The organism is Nocardioides eburneus, assembly GCF_040838215.1.
Classification (GTDB): domain Bacteria; phylum Actinomycetota; class Actinomycetes; order Propionibacteriales; family Nocardioidaceae; genus Nocardioides; species Nocardioides eburneus.
This window is the reverse complement of the sequence record NZ_JBFPJR010000007.1, coordinates 39,140-58,587: the sequence shown is the minus strand read 5'-3', so window position 1 is coordinate 58,587 and position 19,448 is coordinate 39,140. Positions and strand designations below refer to the sequence as shown.

Annotated in this window: 17 protein-coding genes; all 17 read left to right on the top strand. The window is 71.7% G+C overall.

The genetic code is table 11. The features are described from left to right. Positions 1 to 45 precede the first annotated feature (45 nt). The 17 genes from AB3X52_RS05565 (at position 46) to AB3X52_RS05485 (ending at position 19,443) form a co-directional block, all read left to right on the top strand. The gene (locus tag AB3X52_RS05565) at positions 46 to 2,709 is read left to right on the top strand and encodes an ATP-binding protein (RefSeq protein WP_367992121.1); all 2,664 of its coding nucleotides are present in this window, start codon (positions 46 to 48) and stop codon (positions 2,707 to 2,709) included. Positions 2,710 to 2,793: 84 nt separating this feature from the next. Beyond that, positions 2,794 to 3,984: a class I SAM-dependent methyltransferase gene (locus AB3X52_RS05560; RefSeq protein ID WP_367992119.1), complete on the top strand. Its 1,191-nt coding sequence runs from the start codon at positions 2,794 to 2,796 to the stop codon at positions 3,982 to 3,984. A gap of 128 nt (positions 3,985 to 4,112) precedes the next feature. Next, a complete protein-coding gene (gene dop, locus AB3X52_RS05555; RefSeq protein ID WP_367992117.1) occupies positions 4,113 to 5,624 on the top strand; it encodes a depupylase/deamidase Dop in 1,512 nt (503 codons plus the stop codon). 109 nt (positions 5,625 to 5,733) lie between these two features. Continuing rightward, entirely contained in the window at positions 5,734 to 5,931 is a 198-nt protein-coding gene (locus tag AB3X52_RS05550) for a ubiquitin-like protein Pup (protein ID WP_367992115.1), read from the top strand. Positions 5,932 to 5,936: 5 nt separating this feature from the next. Then, positions 5,937 to 6,788: a proteasome subunit beta gene (gene prcB / locus AB3X52_RS05545; RefSeq protein ID WP_367992113.1), complete on the top strand. Its 852-nt coding sequence runs from the start codon at positions 5,937 to 5,939 to the stop codon at positions 6,786 to 6,788. Beyond that, complete coding sequence (prcA, locus tag AB3X52_RS05540) at positions 6,785 to 7,630, top strand: proteasome subunit alpha (protein WP_367992111.1); 846 nt, start codon at positions 6,785 to 6,787, stop codon at positions 7,628 to 7,630. Before prcB ends, prcA begins: the two co-directional genes overlap by 4 nt. A gap of 112 nt (positions 7,631 to 7,742) precedes the next feature. Next, a complete protein-coding gene (pafA, locus tag AB3X52_RS05535) occupies positions 7,743 to 9,104 on the top strand; it encodes a Pup--protein ligase (protein WP_367992109.1) in 1,362 nt (453 codons plus the stop codon). Positions 9,105 to 9,182: 78 nt separating this feature from the next. Then, entirely contained in the window at positions 9,183 to 10,166 is a 984-nt protein-coding gene (locus AB3X52_RS05530) for an FKBP-type peptidyl-prolyl cis-trans isomerase (RefSeq protein WP_367992107.1), read from the top strand. A gap of 21 nt (positions 10,167 to 10,187) precedes the next feature. Beyond that, positions 10,188 to 11,153 (top strand): helix-turn-helix transcriptional regulator, encoded by a 966-nt coding sequence (locus tag AB3X52_RS05525; RefSeq protein ID WP_367992105.1) that lies wholly within the window; start codon positions 10,188 to 10,190, stop codon positions 11,151 to 11,153. Continuing rightward, entirely contained in the window at positions 11,150 to 12,169 is a 1,020-nt protein-coding gene (locus AB3X52_RS05520) for a helix-turn-helix transcriptional regulator (RefSeq protein WP_367992103.1), read from the top strand. The genes AB3X52_RS05525 and AB3X52_RS05520 overlap by 4 nt, the downstream gene beginning before the upstream one ends. Before the next feature lie 51 nt (positions 12,170 to 12,220). Further along, positions 12,221 to 12,490, top strand: a complete 270-nt coding sequence (gene tatA, locus AB3X52_RS05515) for a twin-arginine translocase TatA/TatE family subunit (RefSeq protein ID WP_367992101.1) — start codon at positions 12,221 to 12,223, stop codon at positions 12,488 to 12,490. Positions 12,491 to 12,572: 82 nt separating this feature from the next. Further along, the gene (gene tatC / locus AB3X52_RS05510; RefSeq protein ID WP_367992099.1) at positions 12,573 to 13,340 is read left to right on the top strand and encodes a twin-arginine translocase subunit TatC; all 768 of its coding nucleotides are present in this window, start codon (positions 12,573 to 12,575) and stop codon (positions 13,338 to 13,340) included. Between the two features lie 25 nt (positions 13,341 to 13,365). Further along, on the top strand, positions 13,366 to 13,782 hold the full coding sequence (locus AB3X52_RS05505) for a hypothetical protein (protein WP_367992097.1): 417 nt from the start codon (positions 13,366 to 13,368) through the stop codon (positions 13,780 to 13,782). A gap of 18 nt (positions 13,783 to 13,800) precedes the next feature. Then, entirely contained in the window at positions 13,801 to 14,673 is an 873-nt protein-coding gene (locus tag AB3X52_RS05500) for a diacylglycerol/lipid kinase family protein (protein ID WP_367992095.1), read from the top strand. Continuing rightward, on the top strand, positions 14,670 to 15,401 hold the full coding sequence (locus AB3X52_RS05495) for a dienelactone hydrolase family protein (protein WP_367992093.1): 732 nt from the start codon (positions 14,670 to 14,672) through the stop codon (positions 15,399 to 15,401). The genes AB3X52_RS05500 and AB3X52_RS05495 overlap by 4 nt, the downstream gene beginning before the upstream one ends. 24 nt (positions 15,402 to 15,425) lie before the next feature. Next, complete coding sequence (locus tag AB3X52_RS05490; RefSeq protein WP_367992091.1) at positions 15,426 to 18,227, top strand: DEAD/DEAH box helicase; 2,802 nt, start codon at positions 15,426 to 15,428, stop codon at positions 18,225 to 18,227. 55 nt (positions 18,228 to 18,282) lie between these two features. Next, positions 18,283 to 19,443 (top strand): ferrochelatase, encoded by a 1,161-nt coding sequence (locus tag AB3X52_RS05485; protein ID WP_367992089.1) that lies wholly within the window; start codon positions 18,283 to 18,285, stop codon positions 19,441 to 19,443. Positions 19,444 to 19,448: the final 5 nt, after the last annotated feature.

Here is a 19,448-nt window from a genome sequence, read left to right as displayed (position 1 = left end):
AAGGTCCGTTGCGGGGAAGGCGGGGGTGGCATCACGATCGAGGTCGTGGGAGGGCGGTTGCTCGAGCGCAGCGACGAGCTGACGGCTCTCGGGGCCGCGGCGCGCTCCGCCGCGCGCGGGAACGGGACAGTGGTGCTGGTCCACGGCGAGGCCGGAATCGGCAAGACCAGCCTCGTGCGGGCGCTGCACGCCCGGCTGCCGGCGCAGGCGCGGCTGCTGGTCGGCTACTGCGACGCGCTGTCCACGCCACGCGCGCTGGGCCCGTTCCGTGACCTGGTGGGCTCCGTCGGCGCCGAGCTGTCCGCGGCGCTGCGCACGGGCGAGCGTGACCGGGTGATGGCGGCGCTGCCTGCCGAGCTCGCGCGTGAGGCCGCGACGATGCTGGTCCTGGAGGACGTCCACTGGGCCGACGAGGGGACCCTCGACACGCTCCGCTTCCTGGCGCGTCGGATCACGACACTGCCGGTGGCGTTGGTGCTCACCTATCGCGACGACGAACTGGTGCGCGACCATCCGCTCGGGACGCTGCTGGGCGATCTCGCCCAGGCCGGGCCTGTGCTCCGTCTCCCGCTGCGTCGGCTCTCCCCGGAAGCGGTGGCCGTGGCGGTCGCCGACGCCCGCCACGCCGACGGCGATGCCGACCGCTCCGTCGACCCGGCGGCGGTCTATGCGCTGACCGATGGCAACCCGTATTTCGTCTCGGAGATCGTGGCGTCCGCGCGTGGCGCGGAGGTGCCGCCGACCGTGGTGGACGCCGTCCTCGGCCGGCTGCGTCGCCTTGAGCCCGCGGCTCAGGACCTGCTGGAGCAGCTCGCCGTCGTCCCCGGTGCGGTCGAGCGGGAGCTCGCCGACGCGCTGGTTCCGGGCAGCTGGGGGAGGCTGCGGACCGCCGAGGAGCGTGGGCTCCTCACCGTGCGCCCCGAGGTGGTCTCCTTCCGCCACGAGCTCACCCGACGCGCGGTCGCGGACTCGCTGCCCGGCTCCCGGCGTGTCGAGCTCGAGCGGTCGGCCCTGGCGGCGCTGGAGAGCCTGGAGCACCCCGACGTCAGCCGGCTCGTGCACCACGCGGTGGCCTGCGGAGACGTCGACGCCGTCGTACGCCACGGCCCCGTCGCTGCGCGCGAGGCGTCGGCCTCGGGAGCCCACCGTGAGGCGGTCGCGCACTACGAGACGGTCCTCGCGCACGACGACCGCTTCGGGCCCACCGAGCGAGCGAGCTTGTGGGAGGCCTACGCGATCGAGCTCTACACCGTCGGTCGTGCGTCGGTCCCGGCGGAGCAGCGCGCCGTCGCCCTCCGCCAGGGGCTGCCGGACCTCGGGGCGCTCGGGTTCAGCCTGCGCTGGCTGTCCCGGATGGCGTGGTTCGACGGCCACCGACAGCTCGCGGAGGCAGCGGCCCGGGAGGCCTCCGACGTGGCGGCGCGCGCCGACGACCCGCGTCTGCTGGCGCTCTGCCTCAGCAACCAGTCCCAGCTCGCCATGCTCGCCAACGACAACGACGACGCCATCCCGCTCGCCACCCGGGCCATCGGCCTGGCCCGCCGGCTGGGCGACGCGCCGATCCTCTCCCATGCGTTGAACAACCTCGGCACCAGCCTCATGCGGGGGAGCCCGGACGCGGGTCGGGCGCACCTGGAGGAGGCGATCGCGGTGGCCCGGCAGGTCGATGACCACGAGGACGCCTGTCGCGCCTACGTGAACCTTGCGTGGGGTCTCCTCGACGTCTTCGACCTCGCGGGCGCCGAGCCGCTCCTCGTCGAGGGCTCCGCCCTCGCGGAACGGGTCGAGTTCCTCAACTTCTGGCAGTACCTCCAAGGCCTGTGGGCTCGATTCGCCCTCGCCCGCGCGGACTGGGCAGGCGCACGTGACGCCGCGTCCCGGATCCCCGTCACGGCCGCCCCGGCCCGTGCCGTCGCGCTGACGGTGCTCGCCGCGGTCGCCGTACGCACGGGGCGAGCGGAGGCGGCCCAGCTGGTCCGGGATGCCCGTGCGCACGCGGAGCGTCTCGCCGAGCTCCAGCGCACGGGACCGGTCGCGGCCGTCGCGCTGGAGGAGGCCTGGCTGCACGGCGGGGGTCCCGCGGCCGTCGAGGCAGCACTCCCGGTGTACGCCGACGCCGTCGCGCTCGGCGATCCCGCGCTGCGTGCCGAGCTCGCCTACCGGCTGGGGAAGGCGGGCGCCCCCGTACCCGTCCGCGACCTACGGGACCTGGTGGTCTCGACGCCCTCCGGGGAGGTGGCGGCGACGCCGTACGCGCTGCAGGCCGTGGGGAGGTCCCGCGAGGCGGCGTACGCCTGGCGTGCCGCCGGCTGCCCCTACCACGAGGCGGAGGCGCTCGCCGACCTCGACGACGAGGAGGCGCTGCTGGCGGCACTCACGATGCTGGACCGGCTGGACGCAGCGCCGCTCGCCCGGCACGTACGACGCCGGCTGCGTGCTCGGGGGACGGTGCACGTCCCACGCGGTCCTGCGGCACCGACCCGCGCGGATCCGGCGGGCCTCACCGCGCGGCAGCGTGACGTGCTGGCGCTGGTCGGTGAGGGCCTGACGAACGCCGAGATCGCCGAGCGCCTGGTGGTGTCGGTCCGGACGGTCGACAGCCACGTCGCCGCGATCCTGCTCAAGCTCGGGGTGGCCACGCGCCGGGAGGCGGCGGCGCGCTATGCCTCGCGGCTCGAGGTCGGTAGTGGCGACCTCGGATCTCGGTAGCGACTGCGGACGAGAGGGGCCCGCGGCCCGCCGTAGAACTCGTGGTGACCGATCCCAGTAGACCACGAGACGAGGGAGAGAGCGATGGGCACAGCGATGGACCCGGCGGTAGGCACGGCGAGGGATCCGGGGACGGAGACGACGGTGGACATGGCGGTCCCGCCGACGGCCACCCAGGCGCCCGCCCCGGAGGCGACGGAGGCGCCCTCAGCACCGGCCGACACCTTCGACGAAGACCGGTTCAACGAGTTCCTCCACCACTTCGTCGTCGACCTGGGGGCGACGATCGGCGCGGGCGGGATCGTCGTCGGCGACCGGCTGGGGCTCTACCGGGCACTGGCGGGAGAGCCGAAGAGCCCGGACCAGCTGGCGTCCCTGACCGGCACGGCGGTGCGGTACGTCGAGGAGTGGCTACGTGGCCAGGCGGCGGGCGGCTACGTCCAGTACGACCCGGAGAGCAAGAACTACTCCCTCACGCCCGAGCAGGCGTTCGCGCTGACGAACCCCGACGGACCGGTCTTCCTGCCCGGAGCGTTCGAGCTGGCGCTGGGAGCGCTCCGCGCGGCGCCACGCCTGGTCGAGGCGTTCCGCACCGGTGACGGGATCGGCTGGCACGAGCACGACAAGGACATCTTCAGCGGCACCGAGCGGTTCTTCCGACCGGGCTACTCCGCCAACCTGATGTCGAGCTGGCTGCCCTCCCTCGACGACGTCGAGGCGAAGCTCCGCGCCGGGGGCGCCGTGGCCGACGTGGGCTGCGGCCTCGGCGCCTCGACGATCCTCATGGCCCAGGCCTTCCCGGCGGCGACGTTCGCCGGCTCGGACTATCACGAGGGATCGATCGAGACTGCCCGGCAGCATGCGGCCGAGCAGGGCCTCGGTGACCGGGTGACGTTCGAGGTCGCGGGCGCGGGCTCGTTCCACGGCGGGCCCTACGACCTGGTGACGACCTTCGACTGCCTCCACGACATGGGTGATCCCGACGCCGCGGCCGCGCACGTCCAGGAGCGTTTGGCCGACGACGGGACCTGGATGATCGTCGAGCCGTTCGCGGGCGACACCGTCGAGGACAACCTGAACCCGGTCGGGCGGGTCTACTACTCGTTCTCGGCGTTCCTCTGCGTCCCCAACGCGGTCTCCCAGGGCGCCCACCGCACCCTGGGCGCGCAGGCGGGCGAGGCCGCCATCCGGAGCGTCACCGAGTCGGCCGGGTTCACGCGGTTCCGGCGCGCCGCGGAGACGCCGTTCAACCTCGTCTACGAGGTCCGGCCCTGACCGCACGGCCCGACGGGCTCCGATGAGCACGCCCGGGCACCGAGCGGGCCCGCGCCACCGCCGATGGCGCGGGCCCCGCTCGCTGCGTGCCGCAGACGCCGCGCACACCGCACGCGTAGGCTCGCCGTATGAGTGTGCGACGCGTGATGGGCACGGAGGTGGAGTACGGCATCTCCGTCACAGGTCAGCCGCAGGCCAACCCGATGGTCGCCTCGTCGCAGGTGGTCAACGCCTATGCGTCATCGACGCTCAAGGCACGGCGCGCGCGCTGGGACTTCGAGGAGGAGTCGCCGCTGCGCGACGCCCGCGGCTTCGACATGAGCCGCCACGTCGCGGACCCCAGCCAGCTGACCGACGAGGACCTCGGCCTGGCCAACGTCATCCTGACCAACGGCGCCCGGCTGTACGTCGACCACGCCCACCCGGAGTTCTCGACCCCCGAGGTGACGACCCCGCTCGACGCGGTGCGGTGGGACAAGGCGGGGGAGCAGGTGATGCTCGACGCGACCAAGGCGGCGTCGCAGCTCCCGGGCAACCCCCAGATCACGCTCTACAAGAACAACACCGACAACAAGGGCGCGTCCTACGGCGCCCATGAGAACTACCTCATGCGGCGCTCGACGCCGTTCGCCGACATCGTCCGGCATCTGACGCCGTTCTTCGTGAGCCGCCAGGTGATCACCGGCGCGGGCCGCGTCGGGATCGGGCAGGACGGCAAGAAGCACGGCTTCCAGCTCTCCCAGCGCGCCGACTTCTTCGAGGTCGAGGTCGGCCTCGAGACGACGCTCAAGCGACCGATCATCAACACCCGCGACGAGCCCCACGCCGACCCCGAGAAGTACCGCCGCCTCCACGTCATCCTCGGCGACGCCAACCTGGCGGAGGTCTCCACCTACCTCAAGGTCGGGACCACCTCGCTCGTGCTCGCCATGATCGAGGACGGCTTCATCGCCCGCGACCTCAGCGTCGACGGCCCGGTCTCGGCGCTGCGGGCGGTCTCCCACGACCCGACGCTGACGCACACGGTCACGCTCCGCGACGGGCGGTCGCTGACCGGCGTACAGCTGCAGCTGGAGTATCTCGACCTGGCCAAGAAGTACGTCGAGGACCGGTACGGCGCGGACGCGGACCCTCAGACGAAGGACGTGCTGGATCGCTGGGAGTCGGTCTTGGACCGCCTCGAGCGCGACCCGATGCTGTGCGCGGCCGAGCTGGACTGGGTGGCGAAGCTGAAGCTGCTGCAGTCCTACCGCGACCGCGACGGCCTGGACTGGGACGACGCGAAGCTCCACCTCATCGACCTGCAGTACGCCGACATCCGTCCCGAGAAGGGGCTCTATCACCGGCTGGTGCGCGCGGGCCGCATCGAGCGGCTGCTCGACGAGGCGTCCATCGAGGCGGCGATGCACGAGCCGCCCACCGACACGCGGGCCTACTTCCGCGGCCGGTGCCTGGAGAAGTACTCCGCCAACGTGGCCGCGGCGTCCTGGGACTCGGTCATCTTCGACCTGCCCGGCCGGGAGTCCCTGCAGCGTGTCCCGACCATCGACCCGCTGCGCGGCACGAGGCGTCACGTCGGTGAGCTGATGGACCGGTCCGAGACCGCCGAGGAGCTCTTCGCGGCGCTGACCGGCTCCTGACCGGCCGCGCGGAGACCGGTCGTCGGACCGGGCGACGCGCATGTTCTCTCTGCGAGAAATCGACCGTCGTTGCCCCCGGTCTGTCGGTGGGTGTGGATAGGTTGGGAGCATGGCACAGGAGCAGAAGCAGCCGCGGAAGTCCTCGGAGACCGAGGACGCCGTCGAGACCGCCCCGGAGAGCGACGTCGCCGAGCGCAAGGAGGCTCTGGACGAGGACGTCGACGACATCCTGGACGAGATCGACGACGTGCTCGAGACCAATGCCGAGGACTTCGTGAAGTCGTTCATCCAGAAGGGCGGGGAGTAGGACGTATGAGCGAACCGCGCATCCCGGCGGCTTATATGACGCCGGGCACGTCGTCGTTCAGCGACTTCCTCGCCTCCCACTCGCCTGACCTGCTGCCCGGGCGTCGGACGACCCCGATCGGCGCGGGTGGCAATGCCGGCGACCTCGCGCCGCACGGCACCACGATCGTCGCGGCGACGTTCGCCGACGGCGTCGTCATCGCGGGGGACCGGCGCGCGACGATGGGCAACCTCATCGCCGAGCGCGACATGCAGAAGGTGTTCCCCGCGGACGAATACACCGCTGTCGGCATCGCCGGCTCGGCGGGCCTGGCGATCGAGCTCGTCAAGCTCTTCCAGACCGAGCTCGAGCACTACGAGAAGATCGAGGGCACCACGCTCTCCCTCGAGGGCAAGGCCAACCGGCTCTCGGCGCTCATCCGGGGCAACCTCGGCATGGCGATGCAGGGACTGGCCGTCGTCCCCCTCTTCGTCGGGCTCGATCTCGACACCGACGCCGGCCGGATCTTCTCCTACGACGTCACCGGCGGCCGCTACGAGCAGACCGGCTTCGCGTCGGTCGGCTCCGGGTCCGTCTTCGCCAAGGGCGCGCTGAAGAAGCTCTACCGTCCCGACCTCGACCAGGAGACGGTCGTCACGGCCCTGGTGCAGGCGCTGTACGACGCCGCCGACGACGACTCCGCCACGGGCGGGCCGGACCTCACCCGGCGGATCTTCCCGGTCGTCCACGTGATCAGCGGCGACGGTGGGCGGCGCCTCCCGGAGGACGAGGTGTCGGCGATCGCCGACCGTGTCGTCGCCGGGCGGATGCAACGACCTGACGGACCTGCGGCCGACCTCGGGGGGACCAACCGATGAGCACTCCGTTCTACGTCTCGCCCGAGCAGCTCATGAAGGACCGGGCGGACTTCGCCCGGAAGGGCGTCTCGCGCGGGCGCTCGCTGGTGGCGATCCACTACGCCGACGGCGTGGTGTTCGTCTCCGAGAACCCCTCCGCGGCCCTGCACAAGGTCTCCGAGATCTACGACCGGATCGCCTTCGCGGCGGTCGGTCGCTACAACGAGTTCGAGAACCTCCGCATCGCGGGTGTCCGGCTCGCCGACATGCGCGGCTATGCCTACGACCGGCGCGACGTCACCGGCCGCGGGCTGGCCAACGCCTACGCCCAGACGCTGGGGACCATCTTCTCCAGCGGCGGCGAGAAGCCCTACGAGGTGGAGATCTTCGTCGCGGAGATCGGCGACACGCCGGCCGAAGACCAGATCTTCCGCCTCACCTTCGAGGGCATGGTCGCCGACGAGCAGGGCTACGCCGTCATGGGCGGTGCCGCCGACGTCGTGTCGGGCTATCTCAAGGAGCGGTTCAGCGAGGGTGCCTCGCTCGAGGACGCGATCCGGCTCGCGGTCGCGGCGCTCGGTCACGGCGACGCGGGCGACCGGGTGATCCCGGTCGACGACCTCGAGGTGGCGGTCCTCGACCGCACCCGCACCCAGCCGCGCAAGTTCGTCCGGGTGCGTCCCTCGCGCCTGACCGAGATCCTCGGTGACCGTGGCACGGACGCCGCGCCCGCGGCCGCGGGTCAGCCGGAGAGCACGGCGCCGGAGGTCTCCCCGGGCGAGCAGCCCCCGTCCTCGCCCTCGGCGCCGGCCCCCACGGACGGCGACGGCGGCGAACCGCCGATCGCTCCGCCGCTGGACTGAGCCGGTTCCGTCCACGCCTCGAGGGCCGAGTCGGCGTCCATGGACGCCGACTCGGCCCTTGTCCTGCCGCGAGTCCCACCCGCGACGCCCAGCGACGGACTAGTGTCGACTCATGGACCGGCGGATCTTCGGGATCGAGAACGAGTACGGCGTCACGTGCACGTTCCGCGGCCAGCGGCGGCTGAGCCCGGACGAGGTCGCGCGCTACCTGTTCCGCAAGGTGGTGAGCTGGGGCCGCAGCAGCAACGTGTTCCTGCGCAACGGCGCGCGGCTCTACCTCGACGTGGGGAGCCACCCGGAGTACGCCACGCCTGAGTGCGACGACGTGGTCGCGGCCGTGACCCACGACAAGGCGGGGGAGCGGATCCTCGAGGGCCTCCTGCTCGACGCCGAGCAGCGGCTCCACGACGAGGGCATCGCGGGCGAGATCTACCTGTTCAAGAACAACACCGACTCCGCCGGCAACTCCTACGGCTGCCACGAGAACTACCTGGTCAGCCGGGCCGGCGAGTTCAGCCGGCTCGCCGACGTGCTCATCCCGTTCCTGGTCACCCGCCAGCTCATCGTCGGCGCCGGCAAGGTCACCCAGACGCCGCGTGGCGCGGGCTTCGCGGTGTCGCAACGCGCCGAGCACATCTGGGAGGGCGTCAGCAGCGCGACCACCCGCAGCCGCCCGATCATCAACACCCGCGACGAGCCGCACGCCGACGCCGAGAAGTACCGCCGCCTCCACGTGATCGTCGGCGACTCCAACATGTCCGAGACGACGACGATGCTGAAGATCGCGTCCTGTGACCTCGTGCTGCGGATGATCGAGGAGGGCGTGGTCATGCGCGACCTCACGATGGAGAACCCCATCCGCGCCATCCGCGAGATCGCCCACGACCTGACCGGCCGCCGCAAGGTCCGCCTGGCCAACGGCCGCGAGGCCAGCGCGCTCGACATCCAGATGGAATACCTCACCAAGGCGCGCGACTTCGTCGACCGCCGCCAGATCAGCACCCCGACGATCGAGCGGGCGCTCGACCTGTGGGAGCGCGGTCTCAAGGCTGTCGAGTCCGACGACCTCGGGCTGGTCGACCGGGAGATCGACTGGGTGATCAAGTGGAAGCTGATCGAGCGCTACCGCGCCAAGCACGGCCTGCCGCTCGGTCACCCGCGGGTGGCCCAGCTCGACCTGGCCTACCACGACATCCACCGCGGTCGCGGGCTCTACTACCTGCTGGAGAAGCGCGGCGCCGTCGTACGCGCGACCTCGGACCTGAAGATCTTCGAGGCCAAGTCGGTGCCGCCGCAGACGACCCGCGCGCGGCTGCGCGGCGAGTTCATCAAGAAGGCGCAGGAGCGTCGCCGCGACTTCACCGTGGACTGGGTCCACCTCAAGCTCAACGACCAGGCGCAGCGGACGGTGCTCTGCAAGGACCCGTTCCGGGCCTACGACGAGCGGGTGCAGCGACTCATCGACGGCATGTGAGGATCTCTCGGCGCCGCCGGATAGGGTGTGCGTCGCTGTCCGAGAACCGCCTCGCTCCTCCGTTTCGAAGGTTGAACCGTGCCTCGTCTCCGTCGTGCCGCCAGCGCACTGGTCCCTGTCCTGCTGATCCCTGCTCTGGTCGCCTGCGGCGGCACCAAGACCGGGTACGGCGACAAGACCGCGTCCGGCTTCGACGCCGTCTCGATCTCCGGTGACGTCGGCAAGAAGCCGTCGTTGACGTGGAAGGCCGCGCTGGCCTATCCGAGCACGATGTCGGTCAGGACGCTCGTCAAGGGCAGCGGCGTCGCGGTGACGCCGGCGTCCGACGGCGGCAAGGGGGCCCTGGCCGAGCTCTACATCGGCGACGGCACCACCGAGGCGAAGGACTGGGGCTACTCCAGCGCCCAGCCCGAGGCCATCGCGACCTCGATGGGCGACGTGTTCAAGCAGCTCCTCGACGGCGCTCGCGTCGGCGACCGGCGGGCGGTGATCGCGAAGTCCGAGGACGTGTTCGGCTCGGGTGACGCCTCTCAGTACGGCATCGGCAACCACGACGCCCTGGTGGTCGTCGCCGACATCGTCGCCGATCCGACGCCGAAGGACGTCTCGGCGAGCAAGCTCCCGCGCCTGCAGCAGAAGGGCGGCAAGCCGTCCGGCTTCTCCTTCTCCGGCGTCAGCAAGCCGTCCGCCGACGGCTCGCTGCTGCGGGCGGTCGTGAAGAAGGGCACCGGCAAGACCGTCACCCAGGACATGACGGTCACCGCCAACTACCTCGGCATGACCTACGGCGCGTCGAAGCCGTTCGACGAGAGCTATTCGGCGAAGCCGGTGCCGTTCCCCCTGGCCAACGTCGTGCCCGGCTGGACCTACGGTCTCGAGGGGCTCAAGGTCGGCAGCCGTGTCCTGCTGCAGATCCCCCCGGCCCTCGGCTACGGCGCCAAGGCGCAGAAGCCGAACGCCAAGGGCCACGCCGGCATCCCGGCCAACAGCACGCTCTACTTCGTCATCGACATCGTCTCGGCGAAGAAGACCCCGGCCAGCTCCAGCACCCAGGGCCAGTGACGTTCCGAAGGTGGTGAGCTGATGGCGGCGGCCAAGACCGAGCGGCTGATGAACCTCCTCATCATGCTGCTCGTCCAGCGCGGCTACGTCACGAAGGACCGCATCCGCGACGTGCTCTACCCGGCGTCGTCCGACGAGGCCTTCGAGAAGATGTTCGAGCGGGACAAGGAGGAGCTCCGCAGCCTCGGCGTCCCGATCGAGCTGGGCTCGATCGACCCGCTCTTCGAGGACGAGCAGGGCTACCGGATCAGTCCGGAGCAGTTCGCGCTGCCGCCGATCAGCCTCACCGCCGACGAGGCGGCCGTCATCGGCCTCGCCACCCGGGTGTGGGAGCACGCCTCGATGGCGGAGGCGACGAGCGAGGCGGTCCGCAAGCTGACCGCGGCCGGCGTCGAGGTGGATGTCAGCGCCCTCGAGATCGCCTCGCCACGGCTCTCGGCGGAGGAAGGCTCGTTCGACACCTTCCTGCAGGCGACGCAGGACCGAAGCGAGGTCGAGTTCGGCTACCGCACCTCCCGCGGCGCCGACGCGACGACACGCCACCTCCAACCCTGGGGCGTCGCCCGCTACGCGGGCCGGTGGTACGCCGTCGGGCACGACACCGACCGCGCCGGGACCCGCATCTTCCGGCTCTCCCGGGTCGTCGGCGACGCGCGCATCGTCAGCGAGCCCGGGGCCTTCGAGGTGCCCGAGGGCACCGACGTACGCGCGATCGCCCGCACCCTCGCGCCCGCACCGCCCACCGGGCGCGTCACGCTGCTGGTGCGCCGGGGCGCGGGGCATGCGTTGCGCCGTACCGCTGAAGAGGTGGAGTACGCCGTCGCCGGCCCGGACGGGACGACCGACTGGGACCGGCTGGTGCTGACCCGGCTGCCCTACGACCTCGCCGGCGAGGTCCTGGCGCATGGTGTCGACGCCTACGTCGAGGAGCCGTTGGAGCTCCGCCGCCAGGTCGTCGACCGGCTCCGCGCGGTGGTGGCCCGATGAGCCGCCCGACCGCCAGCGGTGCGAAGGAGCAGGTCGGCCGGCTGCTCGCGCTGGTGCCCTATCTCCACGCCAAGGGCGCCGGCTCGGTCCGCCTCGACGAGGCGGCGCGCGACCTGGGCGTGCCGGAGCGCACGCTGGTGAAGGACCTGCGGGTGCTCTTCCTCTGCGGGCTGCCCGGCGGTTATCCCGACGACCTGATCGACGTCGACATCGACGCGCTCGTCGACCCCGACGGGGACCGCGTGATCCGGGTCTCCAACGCCGACTACCTGGCCCGGCCGCTGCGGCTCACCCCGACGGAGGCGACCGCGGTCATCGTCGCCCTGCGGGCGCTCCGCAGCGGCGCGGTCAGCGACGACACCCGCGAGGTCATCGACCGCGCCCTGGCGAAGCTGGAGCACGCGGCGGCGGAGGGGGCTGCGGGCGCGGAGACGGCCGCCCGCGTCGATCCGGGCGAGGACGTGCTCGACCCCGAGCTCGCGCGCCTGCGGACCACGCTCGAGCGTGCGGTCGCTGACCGTCGGCAGGTGCGGCTGCGCTATTGGGTGCCGAGCCGGGACGAGGAGTCCGAGCGGGTCGTCGATCCCCGCGGCGTGGTCACCCATCAAGGCGTCGACTACCTCGACGCGTGGTGCCACAGCGCCGAGGCGCCGCGCAGCTTCCGACTCGACCGGATCGGCGCGCTCGAGGTGCTCGACGCGCCGATCACCACCGCACCCCAGGCGCCGCGCAGCCTGGCCGACGGCTTCTTCGCCCAGGGCGACGACGTCCAGGTCGTCACGTTGCGGCTGGCCCCGGAGGCGCGCTGGGTGACGGAGTACTACGCCCCCATCGCGGTGCGTCCGCTCGACGACGGGCGGGTCGAGGTCGAGCTCCACGTGGCCGATCCGCGCTGGTTGGTCCGGCTGCTGCTGAGGCTCGCGCCGTACGCCACCGTTGTCTCACACCCGGAGTTCACCGAAACGTTTGCGGCCAGCGCCGCCCAAGCCCTCAAGCTGTACGACGCCGACGCGTAGACTCGTCGGAGTACCCCCCGAAAGGTTGATCTGATGTCTCCACTGATTGGCATGCCCCAGGGAGCCGAGTGGCTCGTGATCCTGGCGATCGTCGTGCTCGTGTTCGGCGCCGCGAAGCTGCCTGACCTCGCTCGGGGGACCGGCCAGGCGCTGCGCATCTTCAAGGCCGAGACCCGCGGTCTGAAGGAGGAGGACGAGAAGGCGAAGCTCGCGACGCCGGAGCTGGCCTCGCCCGAGGTCGAGGCCAAGAGGGCGGAGCTGGAGCAGCGCCAGGCGGAGCTCGACGCGGAGCGCGAGCGCCTCAACGGCGGCTCCGTCTGAGCGGAGGCGACGTTTGTCCATCACGGGCGTCGTCGGTCTCTTCCGTGGCAAGCCTGTCCACCCCATCGGGGCGGACGGGCGCATGGCTCTCTCCGACCACCTGCGTGAGCTGCGCGCGCGAATCCTCAAGGCGGCACTCGTCATCGTCGCCGGGTTCATCGCCGCGCTCTTCTTCTACGATCAGCTCTTCCACCTCGTGTGGGAGCCCTACCTCCAGGCCCGCCGCGACCTGGGCGAGAACCGCACGCTCGGCACGACCAGTGGGGTCGCCGGCGGCTTCATGTCCTACCTCAAGCTCTGCGGGCTCGCCGCGCTGATCGGGACCAGTCCGCTCTGGCTCTACCAGATCTGGGCGTTCATCCTGCCCGGCCTGCACCCGCAGGAGAAGCGCTGGTCGCGGATCTTCTTCGCGATCGCCGGACCGCTCTTCCTGGCGGGGGTCGTGCTCGGCTACGTCACCCTGCCCAAGGGCGTCGAGATCCTGATCGGCTTCACCCACTCCGGGCTGACCAATCTCGTCGAGTTCAACGAGTACCTCTCGTTCTTCAGCCGCACGCTGCTGGTCTTCGGCATCGCATTCGAGATCCCGGTCTTCGTGGTCCTGCTGAACCGGGTCGGCGTTCTGCCCGGCAAGGCGCTGGCCCGCTACCGGCCCTGGATCGTGATCGGGGTGTTCGTCTTCGCCGCTGCCGCGACGCCGTCGACCGACCCGTTCACGATGACCTTCATGGCCGTGCCGATGATGCTGCTGTTCTTCGTCTCGGAGGTCATCGCACGGGTCAACGACCGGCGCCGGGCGCGCAGCAAGCGGTACGCCGGCCTCGACCCCGACACGCCGTCGGCCCTGTGACATCCCGCCCGCTGAGGTCTGCCCGGTGACGGGCGCGCGCGCCGGGGAGCAGGGGGAGCAGTCCGGCTGGGCGGAGGTCGACCCGTTCGACCTTCCCGACTGGCTGGGCACGACGGAGGTCGTCTGGTCGGCGCCGGCCGGGATCCACACGGGCCACCTCGTCGCCGGCGAGCTGCGCGGCGGCGACGATCCGCTCGCCTGCGACCTGCTCGCGGTCGACGAGGCCTACCCGTCACCGGTCGCGGACGAGCGGCTGCGACGCGCGGCCCACCAGGCCTGGCGGCGTGGCGAGGTCTGCCTGGTCGAGCGGGGCACCCGCCTCACCCTCGCCGTACCCGGCAGCGCCTTCGTGGCCGAGCGGGTCCTCGACACCGTCTCCCGGCTCGCGTGCTCGGTCGGCGCGGCGCCGTCGTCGTACGCCGTGCTGCTCGGGGTCGCCTGAGTCGCTAGTGTTCCGCGCGTGACGCGCGACATCGCCCTGCTGACCAATCCCGCCGCCGGGAGGGGCCATGCCCACCGGGTCCAGGACGAGGTCGTCGTGCGTCTGCGTGCCGCCGGTCACGAGGTCACGGTGCTCGCCGGGGCGGACGAGCAGGAGTCGGTCGACCTGGCCCGCAAGGCCGTCGCGGACGGCGTCGACACGCTGGTCGCCCTCGGTGGCGACGGCATGCTCCATCAAGCCGTGCAGGCGGTCGCCGGGACCAGCACCCGCCTGGGCGTGGTCCCGCTCGGCACCGGCAACGACTTCGCCCGCTCACTCGGGATCCCACGGGAGGACCCACTGGGGGCGGCCGACGTCGTGGCGCGCGGCGCAGGTCGCCGCATCGACCTGGCGCGGACCGGCGAGCGCTGGTTCGCGACGGTCATGGCGGCCGGCTTCGACGCCGCCGTCAACGAGCGCGCCAACGCGATGCGCTGGCCGCACGGCGACCTGCGCTACACCCTCGCGACGCTCTCGGTGCTGCCGCGGTGGTCGGCCGTGCCCTACACGCTCGCGCTCGACGGCGTGGAGCGGAGGGTCGACGCGATGCTGCTCGCCGTGGCCAACACCGACTCCTACGGCGGCGGACTGCAGATCCCCGCCGGGGCGCTGCCCGACGACGGTCTCCTGGACGTCATCATCATCAAGCCCACCTCGAAGCTGGAGTTCCTCAAGGTCTTCCCGCAGGTGCGCACCGGCCAGCACGTCAACCACCCCGCCTTCGAGCGGGTTCGGGTCCGCTCGGTCACGGTCGCCGCGCCGAACGTCATCGCCTACGCCGACGGCGAGCGGCTCGGCGCGCTGCCGCTCACGGTCGAATGCGTGGCCGGTGCCGTGGAGGTGCTCGTGTGAACCCGGGCGAGGTCGTGGAGCGTGAGCTCGCGATCCCGCGCTCGCCGCTCGATGTCGCCGGCGTCCTGTGGACGCCCGCCGAGCCCCGCGAGCCCGACGCCCCGATGCCGGTCGTGCTGCTCGGCCACGGCGGCAGCGGCCACAAGCGGTCCGCGCGTCTCGTGCGCCTTGCGGCCGCGCTCGCCGGGCGTCACGGACTCGCCGCCCTCGCCATCGACGGTCCCTATCACGGCGATCGCGCACCCGCGGACGGCGACTATCAGTCCGCGGTCATCCAGGAGGGCGCCGCTGCGGTGGCGCGCAGAGCGGTCGCCGAGTGGCTGGTCGCGCTCGATGGGGCGTCCATGCTCGCGCCGCTCGATCACGCCCGGCTGGCCTACGTCGGCCTTTCCATGGGGACTCGCCACGGCCTGCCCCTCGCAGCGGAGCTCGGCCCCCGCCTCCGCGCCGCCGTGCTCGGGAAGTACGGACTCGTCCAGGGACCGGCGCTGCCGTCGGGTCTCCACGTCCCGGAGACATCCCTTCGCGCGGCCCGGTCCATCACGTGCCCGGTGCTGTTCCACCTCGAGTGGCGGGACGAGGTCTTTCCGCGAGACGGGCAGCTCGCGCTCTTCGACGCCATCGCCGCCGCCGACAAGCGGATGATCGTCCGCAACGGCCGACACGCCGGCTCCCGGCCGGAGGACGAGGACGCTTGGATCGCCCACGTGGCCCGTGCTCTGAGGTAGGTCCTCTCACGTAGGCTCGAGGTCATGGACGCGTCGTCGGCACCGCAGAGTCCCGCCGAGAGGTACGCCGAGTTCCAGCGCACCAAGTCCCACCCGGTGCTCAAGGACTTCACCGCCCTCTACGACTTCCCGCTCGACACCTTCCAGCTCGAGGCCTGCGCCGAGATCGAGGACGGCAAGGGCGTGCTCGTCGCGGCACCGACCGGCTCGGGGAAGACGATCGTGGGGGAGTTCGCCATCCACCTCGCGCTGGCCACCGGGCGCAAGGCGTTCTACACGACACCCATCAAGGCGCTGTCCAACCAGAAGTACCACGACCTGGTGAGACGCTACGGTCCCGACCAGGTCGGCCTGCTGACCGGTGACAACGTCGTCAACGGCGAGGCCCCCGTCGTCGTGATGACCACCGAGGTCCTGCGCAACATGCTCTACGCCGGCTCCTCGACGCTCCTCGGCCTCGGGTTCGTGGTCATGGACGAGGTGCACTACCTCGCCGACCGCTCCCGCGGCGCCGTCTGGGAGGAGGTCATCATCCACCTCCCGGAGTCGGTCGCGGTCGTCTCGCTCTCGGCGACGGTCTCCAACGCCGAGGAGTTCGGCGAGTGGCTGACGACCGTGCGTGGCGAGACGACGACGATCATCGAGGAGCGGCGCCCCGTGCCGCTCTACCAACATGTCATGGTCGGTCGCCGGATCACGGACCTGTTCGCCTCCTCCGACGTCGACGCGGCCGCCGGCTTCGTCACGGAGGGTGCCCCCGTCAACGGCGAGCTGATGAAGATCGCGCGCGACGACTGGGCGTCGAGCCGGATCAAGGACCGGCGCAGCCCACGTGACAAGCGCGGCGGCCGGCGCAACGTCGGCAACGGCCGCCGGGTCTGGATCCCCAGCCGCACCGAGGTCATCACCGCGCTCGAGCGGGACGGTCTGCTGCCCGCGATCGTCTTCGTCTTCAGCCGGGTCGGCTGCGACGCCGCCGTCGCCCAGTGTCTTGCCGCCAACATCCGGCTCACCACCCCGGCGGAGCGGGACACGATCTACGACTACGTCGAGGAGGCCTGCGCCGACCTGCCTGCCGAGGACCGGCACGTCCTGGGCTACCACGACTTCCTCGACGGACTCACCCGCGGCGTCGCCGCCCACCACGCCGGCATGCTGCCCGCCTTCAAGCAGGTGGTCGAGGAGCTCTTCGTGCGCGGCCTGATCAAGGCCGTCTTCGCCACCGAGACGCTCGCCCTGGGCATCAACATGCCGGCCCGCACGGTGGTCATCGAGAAGCTGACGAAGTGGAACGGCGAGACCCACGCCGACCTCTCGCCGGGGGAGTACACCCAGCTCGTCGGCCGCGCCGGCCGCCGCGGCCTCGACGTCGAGGGACACGGGGTCGTGCTCTGGCAGCCCGGGATGAACCCGCGCGAGCTCGCCGGACTCGCCTCCACCCGCACCTACCCGCTGCGGAGCAGCTTCCGGCCGTCGTACAACATGGCGGTCAACCTGGTCCACCAGTTCGGTCGGCCGCGTTCGCGCGAGCTGCTGGAGCAGTCGTTCGCGCAGTTCCAGGCCGACAAGGCCGTGGTGGGGCTCGCACGGCAGGTCCGCAAGGCCGAGGACGCGCTCGAGGGCTACAAGGAGGCGGCGACCTGCGACAAGGGCGACTTCATGGAGTACGCCGCGCTGCGTCGTCGCATCAGCGACGTCGAGAAGAACGCCTCGCGCGAGCGCCGCGCCGACCGGCGCGAGGAGATCGTCGAGTCGCTCGGCCGTCTGCGGCCCGGCGACGTCATCGACGTCCCGACCGGGAAGTTCGCCGGCTACGCCGTCGTCATCGACCCCGGACACGACCCGGAGACCCCCCGCCCCTACGTCGTGACCCTCGACCGGCAGGCGCGTCGTCTCGCGCTGGTCGACTTCAACCAGCCGGTGGCGGCGCAGACCAGGCTGCGGGTGCCGAAGTCGTTCAACGGCCGCAACCCGCAGATGCGGCGCGACCTCGCCGCCCACCTGCGTGAGCGCACCCGCGACCTTCGCCCGGTCCCCTACGAGGGGCGTGGCGGCCGCGGCGGTCAGCGGCTGAGCGCGGTCGATGCCGAGATCGCGGAGCTCCGCCGCAGGCTCAAGGCACACCCCTGCCACGGCTGTCCCGACCGCGAGGACCACGCCCGGTGGGCGGAGAGGTACTTCCGGCTCGAGCGCGACACCGCCACTTTGAAGCGGCGCGTGGAGTCGCGGACCAACACCGTCGCGCGCCAGTTCGACCGGGTCTGCGAGGTGCTCACGGCGCTCGGCTACCTCGCCGGCGACCGTGGTGACGAGAAGGTGACCGACCAGGGCCGTCACCTCATGCGGCTCTACTCCGAGATGGACCTTGTTGCCGCCGAGGCGCTCCGCGCGGGCCTGTGGGACGACCTGACGCCGAGCGAGCTGGCCGCGGCGCTCTCAACGCTGGTCTTCGAGGCGCGGCGGGCCGACGACGCCTCGCCGCCGCGCGTGCCCGGCGGCCGGATCCGCGACGTCATCGGCGAGATGGTGCGGATCTGGGCTGACCTGGACGCGCTCGAGCGCGAACACCGGCTCGACTTCCTCCGCCAGCCCGACCTCGGCTTCGCCTGGGCGGCCTACCGCTGGGCGGAAGGCGACGAGCTCGACGACGTCCTCGGCATGGTGGAGCTCGCGGCCGGTGACTTCGTGCGCTGGATGAAGCAGCTGGTCGACCTGGCCGGCCAGGTCGCCGACGCGGCCGGCGACGCACCCCTGCGGAAGACGGCGCGCGACGTCGTCGACCGGCTCAAGCGTGGGGTCGTGGCCTACTCCTCGGTCGTGGAGTAGCCGGTCGCGCGTGCCCCGGGACGCAGGCACGAGGACGCTGAAATACGATGGACGCGTGAGTGATCCCTCGACCGCCCCGACCACCGGCACGGACGTCTCGCCGTACGACGCACTGCTCCTCCTCTCCTTCGGGGGCCCCGAGAAGCCCGAGGACGTCGTCCCCTTCCTGGAGAACGTCACCCGTGGCCGCGGCATCCCGCGAGAGCGCCTGGTCGAGGTGGGACAGCACTACTTCGGCTTCGGCGGGAAGTCGCCGATCAACGACCAGAACCGGGCCTTCCTGGCGGCCCTGCGGGCCGACCTGAAGGAGGCCGGGGTCGACCTTCCGGTCTACTGGGGCAACCGCAACTGGGACCCCTACCTCACCGACACGCTGGCGCAGATGAAGGCGGACGGTGTACGCCGAGCGGCGGTCTTCACCACCAGCGCGTACGCCTCCTACTCCTCCTGCCGGCAGTACCGCGAGAACCTCTTCGACGCCGCCGAGGCGGTCGGCGACGGGAACGTGAGCGCCGCACCCGTGCTCGACAAGCTGCGGCACTACTTCAACCACCCCGGCTTCATCGAGCCGGTGGTCGACGGAGTGCTCTCGGCGCTCGCCGATCTGCCGGAGGACCAGCGCGCGGCCGCGCGGATCGTCTTCGTGACCCACTCGATCCCGACGGTCATGAACGACGCCAGCGGCCGTCCCGGCGCGGGCGGGGCCTACGTCGCCCAGCACCTCGACGTCTCCCGTGTGGTCGCGGACCGCGTGGCGACCGAGACGGGTGTGGCGCACGACTGGGACCTCGTCTACTGCAGCCGCTCGGGCGCCGCGCACATCCCGTGGCTCGAGCCGGACGTCAACGATCACCTGGAGGAGCTGCACGCGCGCGGCACGACTGCCGTCGTGCTCTGTCCGGTCGGCTTCGTCTCCGACCACATGGAGGTCATCTACGACCTCGACACCGAGGCGCTCGCGACCTGCGAGCGGCTCGGGATGCAGGCACGACGCAGCGCCACTGCCGGCGACGACCCGCGGTTCGTCGCCGCGGTGCGGGACCTCGTCCTCGAGCGCGCCGCCGTCGAGCGCGGCGAGGAGGTCACACGCAACAGCGTCGGTGAGTTCGGCGCGCTCTGGGACCGGTGTCCGGCCGGCTGCTGCTTCAACGCGAGGGCCGACAAGCCGACCCTCGCGGGCGAGGACTCACCCCAGCGCGCGGACGCGGCCCAGTGATCCCG

What these genes read in the sequence shown, in the direction of transcription:
- pafA (WP_367992109.1), top strand. Translation starts at nt 7,743, where the DNA reads ATGGACCGGCGGATCTTCGGGATCGAGAACGAGTACGGCGTCACGTGC.
- AB3X52_RS05560 (WP_367992119.1), top strand. Translation starts at nt 2,794, where the DNA reads ATGGGCACAGCGATGGACCCGGCGGTAGGCACGGCGAGGGATCCGGGG.
- AB3X52_RS05520 (WP_367992103.1), top strand. Translation starts at nt 11,150, where the DNA reads ATGAGCCGCCCGACCGCCAGCGGTGCGAAGGAGCAGGTCGGCCGGCTG.
- dop (WP_367992117.1), top strand. Translation starts at nt 4,113, where the DNA reads ATGAGTGTGCGACGCGTGATGGGCACGGAGGTGGAGTACGGCATCTCC.
- prcA (WP_367992111.1), top strand. Translation starts at nt 6,785, where the DNA reads ATGAGCACTCCGTTCTACGTCTCGCCCGAGCAGCTCATGAAGGACCGG.
- AB3X52_RS05490 (WP_367992091.1), top strand. Translation starts at nt 15,426, where the DNA reads ATGGACGCGTCGTCGGCACCGCAGAGTCCCGCCGAGAGGTACGCCGAG.
- AB3X52_RS05525 (WP_367992105.1), top strand. Translation starts at nt 10,188, where the DNA reads ATGGCGGCGGCCAAGACCGAGCGGCTGATGAACCTCCTCATCATGCTG.
- prcB (WP_367992113.1), top strand. Translation starts at nt 5,937, where the DNA reads ATGAGCGAACCGCGCATCCCGGCGGCTTATATGACGCCGGGCACGTCG.
- tatA (WP_367992101.1), top strand. Translation starts at nt 12,221, where the DNA reads ATGCCCCAGGGAGCCGAGTGGCTCGTGATCCTGGCGATCGTCGTGCTC.
- tatC (WP_367992099.1), top strand. Translation starts at nt 12,573, where the DNA reads ATGGCTCTCTCCGACCACCTGCGTGAGCTGCGCGCGCGAATCCTCAAG.
- AB3X52_RS05550 (WP_367992115.1), top strand. Translation starts at nt 5,734, where the DNA reads ATGGCACAGGAGCAGAAGCAGCCGCGGAAGTCCTCGGAGACCGAGGAC.